Origin of the sequence: Shewanella sp. HL-SH8 (genome assembly GCF_051165765.1) — a bacterium.
Classification (GTDB): Bacteria; Pseudomonadota; Gammaproteobacteria; order Enterobacterales; family Shewanellaceae; genus Shewanella; species Shewanella glacialimarina.
In genome coordinates this window covers 2,636,667-2,652,402 of the sequence record NZ_CP195039.1, presented here as the reverse complement: position 1 = coordinate 2,652,402, position 15,736 = coordinate 2,636,667, and the positions used below count along the sequence as shown (strand labels likewise).

The 15,736-nt window shown below is 37.3% G+C and carries 18 protein-coding genes; 9 read left to right on the top strand and 9 right to left on the bottom strand.

Translation table 11 applies throughout. From position 1 onward, the window contains the following. The first annotated feature begins 136 nt into the window (after window positions 1-136). Both fadD and rnd read left to right on the top strand, forming a co-directional pair. Window positions 137-1,810 carry a long-chain-fatty-acid--CoA ligase FadD gene (fadD, locus tag ACRWQN_RS11710; RefSeq protein ID WP_434937865.1) on the top strand — a complete coding sequence of 558 codons (1,674 nt, stop codon included), beginning with the start codon at window positions 137-139 and terminating at the stop codon, window positions 1,808-1,810. Window positions 1,811-1,874: 64 nt separating this feature from the next. Next, window positions 1,875-2,993 carry a ribonuclease D gene (rnd, locus tag ACRWQN_RS11705; protein ID WP_434937864.1) on the top strand — a complete coding sequence of 373 codons (1,119 nt, stop codon included), beginning with the start codon at window positions 1,875-1,877 and terminating at the stop codon, window positions 2,991-2,993. 126 nt (window positions 2,994-3,119) lie between these two features. Here rnd and minE read toward each other — a convergent pair whose 3' ends face one another. From minE to minC, 3 genes are read right to left on the bottom strand one after another with little or no spacing between them, the layout of a single operon-like run. Beyond that, on the bottom strand, window positions 3,120-3,380 hold the full coding sequence (gene minE / locus ACRWQN_RS11700; protein WP_434926236.1) for a cell division topological specificity factor MinE: 261 nt from the start codon (window positions 3,378-3,380) through the stop codon (window positions 3,120-3,122). A 2-nt stretch (window positions 3,381-3,382) separates the two neighbouring features. Further along, entirely contained in the window at window positions 3,383-4,192 is an 810-nt protein-coding gene (minD, locus tag ACRWQN_RS11695; protein WP_226415632.1) for a septum site-determining protein MinD, read from the bottom strand. A gap of 24 nt (window positions 4,193-4,216) precedes the next feature. Further along, a complete protein-coding gene (gene minC, locus ACRWQN_RS11690; protein WP_434926235.1) occupies window positions 4,217-4,882 on the bottom strand; it encodes a septum site-determining protein MinC in 666 nt (221 codons plus the stop codon). 120 nt (window positions 4,883-5,002) lie between these two features. Here minC and ACRWQN_RS11685 point away from each other — a divergent pair, with 120 nt between their 5' ends. Then, a complete protein-coding gene (locus tag ACRWQN_RS11685; protein WP_434926234.1) occupies window positions 5,003-5,284 on the top strand; it encodes a YcgL domain-containing protein in 282 nt (93 codons plus the stop codon). Between the two features lie 71 nt (window positions 5,285-5,355). Beyond that, a complete protein-coding gene (locus ACRWQN_RS11680) occupies window positions 5,356-5,796 on the top strand; it encodes a YcgN family cysteine cluster protein (RefSeq protein ID WP_434937862.1) in 441 nt (146 codons plus the stop codon). Between the two features lie 75 nt (window positions 5,797-5,871). Here ACRWQN_RS11680 and dsbB read toward each other — a convergent pair whose 3' ends face one another. Further along, window positions 5,872-6,390 carry a disulfide bond formation protein DsbB gene (gene dsbB / locus ACRWQN_RS11675; protein WP_434926232.1) on the bottom strand — a complete coding sequence of 173 codons (519 nt, stop codon included), beginning with the start codon at window positions 6,388-6,390 and terminating at the stop codon, window positions 5,872-5,874. 117 nt (window positions 6,391-6,507) lie between these two features. After that, window positions 6,508-8,097 (bottom strand): sodium/proton antiporter NhaB, encoded by a 1,590-nt coding sequence (gene nhaB / locus ACRWQN_RS11670; RefSeq protein WP_434926231.1) that lies wholly within the window; start codon window positions 8,095-8,097, stop codon window positions 6,508-6,510. A gap of 482 nt (window positions 8,098-8,579) precedes the next feature. On the opposite strand from nhaB, the gene fadR reads away from it, so the two are divergent. After that, on the top strand, window positions 8,580-9,299 hold the full coding sequence (gene fadR / locus ACRWQN_RS11665) for a fatty acid metabolism transcriptional regulator FadR (RefSeq protein ID WP_226415640.1): 720 nt from the start codon (window positions 8,580-8,582) through the stop codon (window positions 9,297-9,299). Between the two features lie 64 nt (window positions 9,300-9,363). Here fadR and ACRWQN_RS11660 read toward each other — a convergent pair whose 3' ends face one another. The 4 genes from ACRWQN_RS11660 to ACRWQN_RS11645 form a co-directional block, all read right to left on the bottom strand. Next, window positions 9,364-9,558, bottom strand: coding sequence for a DUF2986 domain-containing protein (locus ACRWQN_RS11660; protein WP_434937861.1), 195 nt, complete (start codon window positions 9,556-9,558; stop codon window positions 9,364-9,366). 89 nt (window positions 9,559-9,647) lie between these two features. Continuing rightward, entirely contained in the window at window positions 9,648-10,097 is a 450-nt protein-coding gene (locus tag ACRWQN_RS11655) for a hypothetical protein (protein WP_434931807.1), read from the bottom strand. 77 nt (window positions 10,098-10,174) lie between these two features. Beyond that, complete coding sequence (locus ACRWQN_RS11650) at window positions 10,175-10,537, bottom strand: glutathione S-transferase N-terminal domain-containing protein (protein WP_434937859.1); 363 nt, start codon at window positions 10,535-10,537, stop codon at window positions 10,175-10,177. A 107-nt stretch (window positions 10,538-10,644) separates the two neighbouring features. Continuing rightward, entirely contained in the window at window positions 10,645-13,677 is a 3,033-nt protein-coding gene (locus ACRWQN_RS11645) for a DUF748 domain-containing protein (protein ID WP_434937857.1), read from the bottom strand. Window positions 13,678-13,893: 216 nt separating this feature from the next. Here ACRWQN_RS11645 and ACRWQN_RS11640 point away from each other — a divergent pair, with 216 nt between their 5' ends. The 4 genes from ACRWQN_RS11640 to ACRWQN_RS11625 all read left to right on the top strand — a co-directional run bounded on the left by ACRWQN_RS11640 (window position 13,894) and on the right by ACRWQN_RS11625 (window position 15,708). After that, window positions 13,894-14,265: a GNAT family N-acetyltransferase gene (locus ACRWQN_RS11640; RefSeq protein ID WP_434926226.1), complete on the top strand. Its 372-nt coding sequence runs from the start codon at window positions 13,894-13,896 to the stop codon at window positions 14,263-14,265. Between the two features lie 72 nt (window positions 14,266-14,337). Continuing rightward, window positions 14,338-15,036: a DUF445 domain-containing protein gene (locus ACRWQN_RS11635; RefSeq protein WP_434937855.1), complete on the top strand. Its 699-nt coding sequence runs from the start codon at window positions 14,338-14,340 to the stop codon at window positions 15,034-15,036. 124 nt (window positions 15,037-15,160) lie between these two features. After that, the gene (locus tag ACRWQN_RS11630) at window positions 15,161-15,508 is read left to right on the top strand and encodes a VOC family protein (RefSeq protein WP_434937853.1); all 348 of its coding nucleotides are present in this window, start codon (window positions 15,161-15,163) and stop codon (window positions 15,506-15,508) included. A 5-nt stretch (window positions 15,509-15,513) separates the two neighbouring features. After that, window positions 15,514-15,708, top strand: a complete 195-nt coding sequence (locus ACRWQN_RS11625; protein WP_434937851.1) for a DUF1289 domain-containing protein — start codon at window positions 15,514-15,516, stop codon at window positions 15,706-15,708. Window positions 15,709-15,736: the final 28 nt, after the last annotated feature.

The window sequence follows — 15,736 nt, the reverse complement described above, 5'->3', positions numbered from 1 at the left end:
TAGGTATAGGCGATAACAATAACAACGCGTTGACTGATTATTGCCATATCATAACAATAGCCAATAACAGGAAAACGTTTTTAGCCACTGACGGGGAATGCACGTCTTAGCACAGTGGCCATTATAGGAGACACACGTGGACCAGCCTTGGATTAATCACCTCCCAGCCAATGTACCGGCTGAGATAGACCCGGATCAATTTCCTTCATTGGTTGCCATGTTTGAAAGCGCTGTAGCGAAATACGCTGATCAGCCTGCTTTTATTAACATGGGTGCAACCATGACTTATCGAAAGCTTGAAGAAAGAAGTCGCGCTTTTGCCGCTTATTTACAAAATGAACTGAAGCTTGAAAAAGGCGATCGAGTGGCATTAATGATGCCAAATCTACTCCAATACCCGATAGCACTATTTGGTGTATTGCGTGCTGGTATGGTAGTAGTTAATGTTAATCCTCTTTACACTCCAAGAGAACTTAAGCACCAATTAATAGATTCTGGTGCTAAAGCCATCGTTGTTGTATCTAACTTTGCCAAAACGCTAGAAGAAGTTGTTGATCAAACTGCAGTGGAGTCTGTGATAATTACTGGCTTAGGCGACCAACTTAGTGCGCCAAAACGGACTTTAGTTAATTTTGTAGTCAAGTATATTAAAAAAATGGTGCCTAAGTATCATTTACCACACGCACTTTCATTTCGAGACAGCTTATCTAAAGGGCGGCGATTACAATACGTCAAACCAGGTGTTAGCGGTGATGATTTAGCCTTTTTACAATATACCGGTGGCACAACTGGGGTATCTAAAGGTGCAATGTTAAGCCACCGAAATGTTGTTGCTAACGTTTTACAGGCAAATGGCGCATACTCGCCGGCATTAGATGATGGTAAAGAGTTTGTTGTTACTGCTTTACCGCTTTATCATATTTTTGCATTAACGGTAAATTGCTTATTATTTTTACATAAAGGCAGTCAAAATTTATTAATCACCAACCCAAGAGATATTCCAGCATTTGTTGGTGAGCTTAAAAAATATCCCTTTACGGCATTAACTGGCGTTAACACCTTATTTAATGCCTTAGTTAATAATGACGACTTCAAAAACTTAGATTTTAGCGGCCTAAAACTGTCAATTGGCGGTGGTATGGCGGTACAAAGAGCCGTTGCTGACAAATGGCAAGCGATTACCAAAACTCGTTTACTGGAAGGATATGGATTAACGGAAGCTTCACCTCTAGTGACTTGTTGTCCGTATAACTTAGAAGGTTATAACGGCTCCATTGGTTTTCCTGCGCCATCGACATTTATTCAAGTGCGTGACGATGATGGTAAAGTATTAGCTCAAGGTCAAACCGGTGAGCTTTTTGCTAAAGGGCCGCAAGTGATGCAAGGTTACTGGCAGCGTCCTGAAGAGACCGCCAAAGTAATTGATAAAGACGGTTGGTTAGCTACTGGCGATATTGGTTATATGGATGAAAAGGGCTTTTTCTTCATAGTCGATCGTAAAAAAGACATGATTTTAGTCTCTGGCTTTAACGTATTTCCAAATGAGATTGAAGAGGTTGTAGCACTTCATCCAAAAGTACTTGAAGTTGCTGCTGTCGGTGTTGCCAATGATGCTAGCGGTGAATTAGTCAAAATATACGTGGTTGCAAAAGATAAGTCATTGTCTGAAAAAGAGCTGATTGAACATTGCCGCCATCATTTAACGGGATATAAAGTACCAAAACTGGTAGAATTCCGAGACGAATTACCAAAGACCAATGTGGGTAAGATTTTACGCAGACAGCTTCGAGACGAAGCCAATAAAGCGTAAATTTGAAAAACCGGCATCTAGCCGGTTTTTTGTTTTTAAGCCCATAAAATAAATGGAGTAAGCTGTGTTTGCGTTCGAGTATATAAGTAATGATGATGCGTTAGCCTCGTTAGTAAAGCAATATGAGCAAGCTAGCTTGCTAGTGTTAGACACAGAATTTGTTCGCACCCGTACTTACTATGCACATCTAGGCTTAATTCAAGCTTATGATGGCAAAACACTAGCATTGATTGATCCTGTCGCTATCAAAGATTTATCGTCATTTTGGTCATTATTAACCAATGAAAATATTATTAAGGTACTTCACTCTTGTAGTGAAGATCTTGAAGTCTTCGCCCATTATGGGGACTGTCAACCTAAGCCATTATTTGATAGTCAAATTGCGGCTAGTTTAGCGGGTATGGGGCATGGTTTAGGCTATGCTAAATTAGTTGAGCATTGCTTAGGTATTGAACTAGACAAAGGTGAGTCACGCACCGATTGGATGAAACGGCCTTTAAGTGATGCTCAGCTTCAATACGCAGCTAATGATGTATCTTACTTATATCAGATATACCCGCAAATTCTACAAAAACTGACTGAGCAAAATCGTCTAGATTGGTTATATGAAGAAGGCGAACGGATAACCCAAGGTCGCTTAAGTGGTGTTGATCCTGATGAAGCTTATTTGAAAGTTAAGAATGCTTTCCAATTGACTCGCCCGCAACTTGCAATCTTAAAAGTCATGGCAGCATGGCGCCTTGAAAAAGCGGTCAATCGAAATTTAGCTCTTGGGTTTGTTGTTAAAGATCATGCACTCATTGCACTCGCTAAAAAAGCGCCTACAAGTTTGGCTGAGTTAAATCAGCTAAATGACTTAACTGATCAAGAAAAGCGTTTTCATGGAAAGGACTTATTAAAAGTCATCGCAAATGCAGACATGGATAACCCGCCAGAAGAAGTCGATGTTATTGCTTTAAAGTCAGGTTATAAGTCATCTTTTAAATTGATTAAAACGTGTTTAACTGACATTAGTGAGCAACAGTCTGTACCGCTTGAGTTTATTGGTTCGAAGCGTTTAATTCATCAATTCTTAGTTTGGTTATTCGAGGGTAAGCAGGGCGATAAGCCATTAATTTTACAAGGTTGGCGTGGTGCGTTAGTGGGCAATAAGCTAGATAGTATTGCCTTTGATGGTGAATAGTTTTAGCGTTAATTGTTGGTTCCCATAACAAATGTAGCAATTAAAGTTAAAAAGGATATGAATTCATCATATCCTTTTTACTTTTTGATTAGGTAGATAAATCATTAAAATAAAAGATTTATCACACTACTTAGTCTCTGGTAAAGTCACGTTCAACTCTAGAACAGATAAATTATCATCATTTTGTTCTAATTGAACCGTGACCTGATCATCAGATATTTGCACGTATTTACGGATCACTTCGATGATTTCTTGCTTCATTCTTGGCAAGTAGTCAGGCGCACCGCGTTCACCACGCTGATGGGCTACAATGATTTGCAAACGCTCTTTGGCTAAAGAGGCCGTATTAGGTTTTTTAGTACTTCTGAAATAATCAAGTATGGACATAATTAGCTACCGAATATCCTTTTTAGGAAACCTTTCTTTTCTTCTGTTATGAAACGAATGGCTACATCTTCACCTAAAAGGCGGGCAACCGTATCGCTATATGCTAGGCCTGCATCACTTTCTTGATCAATGATAACAGGTACACCAGAGTTAGATGCTTTCAACACAGCTTGTGACTCAGGAATTACCCCTAAAAGTTCAATTGCTAGGATCTCTTTAACATCTTCAACACTCAGCATTTCACCAGTTTTAACACGCGCAGGAGAGTAACGTGTTAATAATAAGTATTCTTTTATTGGTTCAAGATTCTCTTCTGCACGGCGTGAGCGACTTTGTAACATACCTAAAATACGGTCAGAGTCACGTACTGAACTGACTTCTGGGTTGGTCGTTACAATGGCAATATCGGCAAAGTAAAGCGCCATCATGGCACCTTGCTCAATCCCTGCAGGGGAGTCACAAACAATATAATCAAAATCTTTAGATAAATCATCTAGCACCTTGCCCACACCTTCTTTAGTCAGGGCATCTTTATCACGAGTTTGTGAAGCTGGCAAAATGAACAACTTATCACAACGCTTATCTTTAATCATAGCCTGATTTAAGTTAGCCTCACCATTGATTACATTTACAAAATCATAAACTACACGGCGTTCACAGCCCATAATTAAGTCTAGATTACGTAAACCGATATCAAAATCGATAACGACGGTTTTTTTACCTTTTAGTGCTAGGCCAGTTGCAATAGCTGCACTTGAGGTTGTTTTACCCACACCGCCTTTTCCTGAAGTGACAACAATAATTTGTGCCATGTGTATTTTTTCCTTAAATTTGCCTTATTGTGGCAATATTTCAACAGTGAGAGACTCGCCATCTAGGCGAACACAACCTCTTTGTGCATGGCAATGTTGTTGCAGGTTTTCTGCGATCCAATATTGCCCAGCAACGGAAACAAGTTCGGCTTCAAGCGAGCTCGCTATGATAACACTTTGTGTATCACCGCCAGCGCCAGCCATTGCCTTACCGCGTAAAGCGCCATATACATGAATGCTACCATCTGCTATGACCTCAGCGCCATTGCCAACAGCACCAAAAATGACTAAATCCGCATCTTTTGCATATATCTGTTGGCCAGAGCGAATATTTTGTTTAACTATTTTAGTTCCACGAGGTGGAATTGTAGCGGCTGTAGCTTGTTTACCCGATCGAACGACAGCTAATCCTAAGTCCTTAGCTTGTACAGAAAAGGGAATAGAAGCTTCAGTTATCCCTACAATAACCAACTGACGCTGATTCAACAGTGCTTTTAATGCTGCTAAATCAATTGGGGTATCATCTAAGGCACTTAGATTTAAAATTAATGGTGCACCTAGAAAAAATTGTGGCGCCTCAGCTAATTTTTTATCAAGCTCTAAAGCAACAACATCTAAATTACTATTATTAATATAAAGTACCGATAGAGTAAAAGATGTGGCTTTTAACTCGAGATTTTGTTTAGCCATCTCGTCGCTAGTCTCCAAATTTCTATGCTTGTAAATCAATTTACAATTATTTTATTGGACACCATGTTATAGTGTGCGTTGTGGACTATCAAGTTTGAAACAGCGGAAAATTACACTAAAATGATTTGTGCAGTATATAAAAGCAGTCTAAAGGTCGAAACATACCTTTTTGTCGAGAAACGTGATGTTTTTGATGCAGTTCCTGATGCATTGATGAAAATGTTTGGCGCCCCAAAATTAGTAATGCTAGTGCCTTTGTCTAAAAGGGAATCATTAGCGTTAGCGGATATCGAAAAAGTGAAAAGTGAATTACTCGCTAAAGGCTATTATTTGCAAGTTCCGCCTCCCAAAGAGAATTTACTTGAACAACATAAAGCCAGTCTAAATTTCGATAGTAAATAGTTTCATCAGTCGACTGAGATTACATTTTGTAAAGTATCACTTATTGTGATTGAGTAAGAGATAAACGGAACATGAATTTTTGGCAAACCACTGCATTAGAAGATATGACAAACGCACAATGGGAATCCCTTTGTGATGGTTGTGGTAAATGCTGTTTAAATAAAATCATAGACGATGAAACAGAGGCGCTTTATTACACTAATGCCGCTTGTCATTTATTAGATGATGAGAGTTGTCAGTGTAAACGCTATAGTGATCGCTTTAAATATGTACCAGAGTGTACAGCAATTAATTTAGCTAATTTACCTGAACTCACTTGGTTACCAGAAAGCTGTGCCTATAGACGGTTATATTTGGGTCGTGATTTACCCAATTGGCATCCATTGATTACAGGTAATAAAGATGAGATGCATAAATTAGGGATATCAGTTAAAGGCAAAACTGTGAATGAAATGAAAGTAAGGTACCTTGAAGACAATATCGTTTTATGGCCCTTACAAGATTTTGATTAGAGAATACTCAGTCATAAAAAAACAGACCAGATGGTCTGTTTTTTTATGATTATTGAATACCGACAGTTAATAGTGCTATTTGCTACTGCGCTTAGGTGTTAATGCAGGTAATAGCATTATGAACCATATAACACCATAAACGACAAAGCCTATTATCGTCCACTGTACCATGCTAACCGACATAAATGACCAGACTGATTCACCGCACATCCCTGTTGGAGAGAACACTTGCGGTAACCACTTGTCTAGTGGCATAAATGCTGGGAATTCAGGAAAAAAAGAGCATGTGGCAAAAGGAGAGGGGTTTACTTGCATATCATTAAGCTCAAATGCCAGTTTGGCTCCCCAAACAGCAGAAACTATCCAGCCAGCCATGCCAATCAGCCTCAGCACCCAGAACTTGGGATTAACTAAACCAACCAGAGCAGATAGCATTATCCCTAAAATGGCAACACGAATGTATACACACATTACACACGGGTCATATTCCATGACGTACTGAAAATACAACGCAGCACCTTCAAGACCTAAACCAGATAGAAATAGAATCGCCCATGATATGCGATGGTGGCAAAAAAGTTGTAATGCGGTCAAAATATTATCCTGTAAATTTTAAAGAAAAACACCCTCTATGAGGGTGTTGATATTATTGATAGACCATAAAATATTTACAGATTATTGTCTATGTTAAGATTTGCTCATTAACAGATATTAATGACCTGAAATCGCGCCACCAATATCTTTTGCCGAATGGTGAATTAACCACTGACTATCATAAAAGTAACTGGTCATTTCGACTAAAAAGCCTGATTCAATCATCATTATGCCAACGATCGATAATACGATGGTATAAGGTAACGCCATCCAAACCATACGACCATATGATAGACGAATGAGTGGTGCGAGGGCTGATGTTAATAAGAATAAGAATGCGGCTTGACCATTAGGCGTCGCAACAGAGGGTAAGTTAGTACCAGTGTTAATCGCTACGGCTAATAAGTCGAATTGGTCGCGGGTAATTTGACCTGAAATTAAGGCTGCTTTCACTTCGTTAATATACACAGTGCCGACAAAGACGTTATCACTGACCATAGACAATAAACCATTAGCAATATAGAAAATCACTAACTGCGTATTACCTTCATAGCTTAACGCCCAGTGGATCACTGGAGCGAATAAATGTTGATCTATTATTACCGCAACAATGGCGAAGAAAACTGCCAGTAGTGCAGTAAAGGGCAGTGCTTCTTCAAACGCTTTACCAATTTGATGTTCATCAGTAATACCATTAAAAGCAGTCGTAATAATAATAACGGATAGGCCAATCAAGCCAACGGATGCCAAATGCAATGCTAAACCGGCAATCAACCACACGCCGACTAAAGCTTGAATAATCAGTTTTGCTTTATCCTGTTTAGTGCGATGTTCATCCTCATAATTAGAATAGTCGGTTAAAATTTGATGAACAGCATCAGGAAGTTGCGCACCGTAACCGAACCACTTTAATTTTTCAACCAGGTAACAGGTAAAAAGCCCTGCAATTAAAACAGGCATAGTAACCGGAGACATGCGAATGAAAAATTCACCGAAATTCCAGTGAGCTTGTGCTGCAATAATCAGGTTTTGAGGCTCGCCGACCATGGTACAAACGCCACCAAGCGCGGTACCTACACCTGAATGCATCAGTAGATTACGTAAAAAGGCACGGAAATCTTCTAATTCATCATGATTGAGTTGTGGGCTTGCATCTTCGTTGGTGTGGTCATGGCTTGAGTTAAAGTTTTTACCTGAAGCGACTTTGTGGTAAATCGAGTAAAAGCCTACTGCAACAGAGATAATTACAGCAATTACGGTTAACGCGTCTAAGAAAGCAGACAAAAATGCTGATGCTGCACAAAACATCAATGACACAATAATTTTTGAGCGAACCTTAGTGATCATTTTAGTAAAAGCAAAAAGTAATAATTGCTTCATAAAATAAATGCCCGCTACCATAAAGATTAGCAGTAACAATACTTCTAAATTGGCTTCAATTTCATGTAGCACCTGGCTTGGGGATGTCATCCCTATCATCACAGCCTGAATGGCCAACAAGCCCCCTGGTTGAAGTGGATAACACTTAAGCGCCATAGCGAGGGTGAAAATGAATTCAATAACTAAAACCCAACCAGCAATGAATGGGCTAACAAAAAAGAATAATAATGGGTTAATTACAAGAAATGCCACAATTGCAAGTTTGTACCATTTAGGTGAGTTACCTAAAAAGTTACTAAACATTGCCTCAGCTTGGGTTGCAGGCATAATAGCCACTCCGATAATGTTACGTTACCAATCAAATAGCCAAATTAAGTGCCAATATCATATAAGTTAGTTGCAATGTCTAAAATGGCTGTTTGTTTTCGAACACACGAGTCATGTTTAAAACATAAATTAACAGAGATTAATTTGACTAATATCTGCTCAGCTTGTAAAAGACGATGTTTGCTTACTAATTATTTGATTTTAAGAATATTATTATTAAATTAATTATATTCCCACTCGTTTTGACGTTGTATTTTTCGTTAGTTTAGCTTAATTGATCCTTAAATGTAATTATTAAGCATGTGCTACATCATAAAAATGAATGATTTAATGAGATAAAATAAATTTACTGTGGTGATAAATTGACCACTAAAGTTATTGTGAATAAACAATAGTTTTTATTTACTGCTTCTCTGGTATGATCAGTATTAATTTAAGTAGCAATAATTGCTATTACCGCTAAGTATAGGAAATCTAGGCTGATGATTATCAATGCCAAAGGTCCTGCAAGTTTTGCAGAGAAATACATTGTTCGTTCAATTTGGGACAACAAATTTCCACCAGGGTCTATCTTACCTGCTGAACGTGAGCTTTCGGAACTTATCGGTGTCACACGCACGACATTAAGAGAAGTACTGCAACGATTAGCAAGAGATGGCTGGTTGAAAATTCAGCATGGCAAGCCGACTCAAGTGAATAACTATTGGGAAACTTCTGGTCTTAACATTCTTGAAACAATAGCCGACTTAAATCCTGATGGTTTTCCGCTATTGGTCGATCAACTTATGTCTGCTCGTGCTAGTGTAAGCACCATTTACTTCAGGGCCTCATTTAGACAAAACCCAGATAAAGCTGCGGACATTTTAGCTAAAATTCATCAATTAGAAGATGATGCAGATACCTATGCAGAATTTGACTATCGACTTCATCATACTTTAGCGTTTGCTTCTGGTAATCCGTTATATGTGCTGATATTAAATGGTTTCAAAGGGCTTTATAGTCGAGTGGGTCGCTACTATTTTTCAAGTAAAGAGGCTAGAAAGTTGGCATTTAATTTTTATATTGAGCTTGAAAAATTGGCTAAAGATAAAAGTTATCAAGCAATTCCTGGTTTAATGCGAACAAATGCAATTGAAAGTGGCAAGATTTGGCAGAAGTTACGAGATGATATGCCTGCTGAAATCGCCCATGACAATAGCTAATCTATACTAGAAAATTAAACATAAAAAAACGCCAATCATTTGATTGGCGTTTTTTTATGTTTAATTACTCTGCCGAAGTGGCTGATTCTATTGTTGGTTCAGTGACTGATTGTTCCTGCTCTAAAGCCATTTTTGCACGTTCTGCTTTTGATATATAACGTTCTTTCACTTTAGTACTTGGATTATCTGGAACAACTTTATTTTGTCGTGCTTTAGCACGTTTAGCCAGTTTCTTAATCATCACTTGTTTTTTGTTCATAATAAATCTTCAGTATGCAGGTTTTCGATTATTGGGTAACAATCATAAAAAAATAATAATCCTATTTTATCCTATATTGAGCGAAAACCCTAGCGACCAAATTTACTGATATCTTCAGCTGTTGCCCCATCATTACATTCCCCGCGAATTTCCCCGCGTTCATTCTCAATATAACGGCTTAATTCAATATAACCTTGTTTACAGTAACCGGTCATTACAATAGTTTTGTCTAAACCGACTTGCACTTGTTGGGTCCACAGCTCAAGAAACTCTTCTTTTTCACGCATCTCTTCAGCATAGCTTCGCGCATCTTGCATCCGTCGATCGATACGTTGTTGATGAGCAGGTTTATCACTGATATTTCTATCGGAGGCGGTTGCAAGCTTAGCTTGATAAACAAACAATTTAATCCCATCGCCTTTGATTTGAGTGTTAAATTTATCTTTGAATTGACCAGCAAACTCCATAGGGTCAATCGCTTTAGCACTGCAACCCGCCAGTAAAATGAATAGTATATTGAATGCGATAGATTTAATCACTTGAAACCCTTTGTACAAATGGAATGTAGCATTAATTTATTTGAATTTAATTAATACTCAATAGGCGTATTATCCGGTTATGCTTTTGCATAATTGTCATTGAGGTAATTCATTATTGCCTTAGACTCATACAACCATTCGGTTTTGCCATCGTTATTAATTTTCAAACAAGGTACTTGTAATTTACCACCTTGAATCAATAACGCTTGTTTGTTGCTGTCCTGTTTAGCATCAATTAAGGCGATATTTAAGTTTTGACGACGCATTTCTCGGCGTACTTTTACACAAAAAGGGCAGGCATTATACTGATATAGAGATAAATTTTGTGTTTGCATATCAATTTTAGCTTGTTCAGATTCAGGGCGTTGACGTTTTTTAGGGCTAAAAATAAAATTTAACAATAGAATTATCCGACCTAAAATCCAGCGAACTACAAACATAATTACCTCTTCATTATTGAAATATAAATTTACTGATTTTCAGTAAACGCCAATACTACTTTATCTCATGCTGCTTATAAACAATTGTGTAAGCTATCATGCGCTATTTAGTTTGCTTGTAACTCAAGTTGCACTTCTGCTAGTTTTTGTTTTGAATTAATTCTACTTTCCATCACATACACCCTAGTAGCTTCAATGTTTGCCTGCTCAACCAAGAATGATTTAACCGTTTTAGCCCTAAGTTGAGCGAGTTTGCCTAATTCACTAGGTGCTACAACATGGGCACTTTTGATTGTGTTGTATAAAACAATATGCAAACGGGTATTGAGGTCGTTTTCTAACAAGGGAGTATCTGGGTATTGGGCTGCATATTCATCAATAATGGACTGCTTAATTGCCATAGAATCTTGTGCTAACTCTTGTTCAAAAAGTGTATAAAGTGCTTCTGTAATTGGCCCTGATAGTGGAAATTGGCTGGCTGATAAATCAGCTGGTAATTGGTCAATGGGGATCTGCGCTGTATTTGCCAGTTTTAGATGCAGGGCTTGTTTGGCCAGTGCTTGGCTATCATTAATAGCATCAACCTCACCTTTAACATTAACAATCAGTAACGGCCTGTCTAATAATGCATCAGCCAATGTCATTAAGTGTTTAGTCTGTGTATTGCTTAGTTCAGCATTACCATAATCAAAACTGACTTTATTCAACGGTTCGTCTGAGCCAATCAAATTCGCAAGTAAACTAAAAGGAGCCGTAACGGCTTTAGTAATGATATTACCCAAAGCACCCCAAATAACGCTACCAAAACTAAAACTGGGTGAGCTTAAATCACCTTTTACATCAACGCCTAAATCAATAACGCCGTGGCGATCTTGAAGTAAAGCAACAGCTAATGTTATTGGTAAACTAGTAGCAAGATCGCTGTTACTCGGTTTACCCAGTTGGAGTTGGTTGATAACGACGTGATTAGAACCCACTAAGACATTATTTTTTAATTGATAGTTTAAATCTAATGAGATTTGACCTTTATCGATATAGTAACCCGCATAAGTGCCTGAATAAGGGTTAACAGAGGTTAGCTCTACATTTTTAAAAATGAGATTAAGGTCAAGATAAGGATTTTCTAGTAATGGGTTAATTTCACCTTTTAATATTACTGGAGCATATTTATCTATTTTTCCCGCTAAATTTACCGATGCAATCGTTTGTGGATTATTAGATAGTTGGTTAATTCGACCATTTAACAATTCAATTCCAGATGCAAAATTTGGAGTTAACGAATTATCGGCAAAAAATGCTGAGCTGTCTTTTAGTGTAATATGTTTAATGGCAATTTGTGGACTAATACTGTTTTCTTGTGCAAGTTCTACTTGCTGTTGGTTTTGTTCAATCTCTTTATCATTACTATCCGCTTGAAGCGTAACAGTGGGTATTTTTAGTAGATTTGAAATATTGGTGCTTCTGTCTTTTGCAATAATGATACGAGAATACAATTGCTCAAATAGAATTTCATCAATATCAATTTTACTTTGTTGTCTATCAAACTCTAATTGATTAATTGACATTTTATGCCAGCTAACCAAGGTCTTTTGATGTAAATTGTCTTTAATATCAAGGTTATCAATCCAAGCCTGACCACTGTAGTTTAATTGTTTTTCAGTGTCTAAACTCAACCGCCCAGTGGTATTGAAAGTGCCGTCTTCGATGGTAATGTTGATAAATTTTTCGACATAAGGTTGCAGAGAGGTTAACGAGACATTTTGATAACTAAAGTCTGCATTTAATGTTTGGTCTACTAAGTTAAATACACCGACAGATCCAAGTTCGCTTTTTTGGTTAATTTTAGCCGAAAATTGGTAGTCTAATGGAATGGACAAGTCAGATTTAATTTGACCTGTTTTGATATTAATTTGGCCTATTTGCCATAAAACAACCTGATCGCTAGCGACAGATTCGCCTAAGTTTATATCATAATTAGCAATGTCGGCGGCGTTGAGGTTGATTATCCAAGAAGGGCTAGCTTTCTCAATTGAGGGTTCAAGATTGCTATTGTCGATATCAGTGAGGTTTTTGGGCATTAATAGTTTCATTAAATCTGCTCCTGTTGGAGAGATATTCAGAGCCACTTTACCTGATTTTGTTTGAAAACTGTCTATGTTAACTAGCTGAGTTGCACTATCGACTTGAATGTCATTGAGGTTTATCGCGTCAATAACGATCTTTTCTTCATTGGCATGTGAAGCAATAATGCTATTAATATTGATTTCAGTATCGGTAAGTGTAAATTTGACAGGGGTATCCTGTTTAGGGTCAATATTAAGGATGATTTTACTGTTGATATTCAATTTCCCTTGGGTTAGCTGAATATCAAAGTGCTCATCAACAAACTGCCAATATTTAGCAATATTAAATTCAGACAAGGCAACATTCACTTCTAATACGAAGGGAAATAGCTGCAGTTGTCCAAAAAGTTGCAGCTTACTGCTGTATTCATCTGTGAGAGTTAAATCATACTGATTATGAATACTAGTTGCTTGATGTTTGATTTTAGCAATAGAATCAAAATGATCGAAAGCTAAATTGATTTGCGGATACACCACCTGGCTATTACTGACAGCATCTTTAATTGAGATAGCACCCTGCTCGATAGCTATTTTAGTAATACGTATTTCAATAGGTTTGTCGATAGACTCCTCATTTTGGGCCTCAGGATCAGAAACTGATTGAAATAAGGCAATAATATCAGAGTAATTATAACTATCTTTAGTCAGCCGCTCTATATTAATTGTGGGCTTTGTAATAGACACTTCTTCAAAAATAATGGCGAGATTGGCTAACGATTCCAGTGGTGAGATATTGATATATAGTTGTTCAAACCCGATAAAAGTTTGTGTCGGTTTACTTTCAGAGACAATCAAATGTTCTACTGATAGTTCAAAGGTAAATGGATTAAAGTGAATACTTTCAATTTGAGTTTCACGGCCCAACTTGTCAGAGACTAAAGGTGCCAGGTGTTGTTTTGCGATAAAAGGCATAATAATGCCGAAAATAAAACAAAACAGTCCATAAACGATAAATAGGCTAATAAGAATTCTTTTAAGAAGAGGGCTAGATGCGAATTTTTTTAATGAGCTTGCCATACGATACTCTTAGGCATAAAAACGAATAAGATTATTTTAACTAAAAAGTAGCTTAATTGAGAGGTTTTTATTGGCTATTTTATATATGGTTAGTAAATAGACTTTTAGAATATTAGTGTGTAAGGTTTTATAGTTAATTGTGTTACTTTTTTACAAGAACTATGATTAATCTTGTTTTTAATCATGAGTTTTATGCTGGTAATTCAAGGATGAAATATGCAAATACGTCTTGCCTCAAATATAGATTTACAGACACTTAGCCATCTTTTCGATCTATACCGTCAGTCTTGTGAACAGCTCAGTGATATAAATGGTTGTTATTCATTTTTAAGTCAGCGCCTATCAGAAAATGATTCGATTATTTTTGTCGCATTAGAAGAGGAGCATTTGCTCGGTTTTATTCAATTGTACCCCTCATTTTCTTCATTAATGTTACAGCCAGTGTGGTTTTTTGATGATGCTTTTGTATTACCACAATACCGTAATAGAGGTATTGCCAGCCAGATGATAGCCAGAGCCAGAGTGTTAGCAAAAAGTGCACAAGTTGCACTAGTCAATAGACACATTGAACAAGATTTAAAGGTATAGGTTCTAATCCTTATGACCCGCAGTATTTTACTGTTAAAATATTGCGGGTTTATTGTATTTGGAGAAGTAAGATTGAATAAAAGTCTTTTTACAAACTTAATTGCAACCTTGTTTGTGTTAGTTGGCTACTTAATGGTTCAGCCCATTATATTAACAATCGGACTGTTTGCCTTGTCTGGTGCGATCACCAACTGGCTAGCAGTGTATATGCTATTTGAGAAAGTGCCTGGTTTATATGGTTCAGGTGTTGTACCAAATCGTTTTGAAGAGTTTAAAGCAGGCATTAAACATCTGATGATGGAGCAGTTTTTCACTCAAGAAAATATTGACCGTTTTCTGACCGTTAGTGACAGTAAAAGTATCGATTTAACCCCTGTAATAGAAAAAGTTGATTTAACGCCATCGTTTGATGCGCTTGTGTCAACTGTTGAAAAGTCATCTCTTGGTGGAATGCTCGCCATGTTTGGCGGAGTAGAGGCTTTAATGCCCCTAAAAGAGCCTTTTATTGATAAAATGAAACAGTCATTAATTGAAATGTCTCAAAGTGATCAATTTAATCAAATTTTAGTTAACGAATTAGAACAACCGAATGTGATTGCTGATATTCAAGCTAAGGTCGCTAATATTGTTGACCAGCGTTTGGATGAACTAACACCTGACTTAGTTAAGCACATTATTCAAGATATGATTAAAAAACATCTTGGTTGGTTAGTGGTTTGGGGTGGTGTTTTAGGTGGAGTGATTGGTGCTATCGCCGCGTTAATTCACTAAGCTCAAATTAGATAAGTTAGTATTTTGACCCAAGGTTTTCTCTGATAAACATTGGGTCAAAATGGTTATTTGCAATTATTTCGTTATACTCAAAATATCCTTCAATCACTATTAAAAGCAAAGCATGTCACATCATCAGATTAGTTATTTAGAAATACCGGTTAAAAATATTACTTCTACTAAGGATTTTTTTAAGCATGTATTTGGATGGCATTTTAAAGACTACGGTCCGCAATATAGCTGCTTTATAAATGTGGGCATTGATGGTGGCTTCTTTGAATCTGACAGTCATTTCACTACCACAATAGGTGCGCCTTTAATTGTTTTGTACAGTCAGTCGTTAGAGGAGACCCAAAGCAAGGTCACTCAATATGGTGGAGTCGTTAATAAATCCGTATTTGCTTTCCCTGGTGGTAGACGATTCCACTTCCTCGATGTCAATGGCAATGAATTTGCCGTATGGTCTGAGTAATAACTATGGACGATATCCCTAGTGTTGAATGCCCATGCATTAGGCAGTGTAGTTTAGACGAGCAAGATATTTGTTTGGGTTGTCATCGTACTTTAGATGAGATTTTAGAGTGGCACTCTATGAATAATGCACAAAAGCTTAATTTAATTAATAAGTTAAATTTTCGAGCCGCTGCCAGAAAACGCAGTTATGATTTTTAAATTATTGTTGTTCTAAGGTGAATAAAAA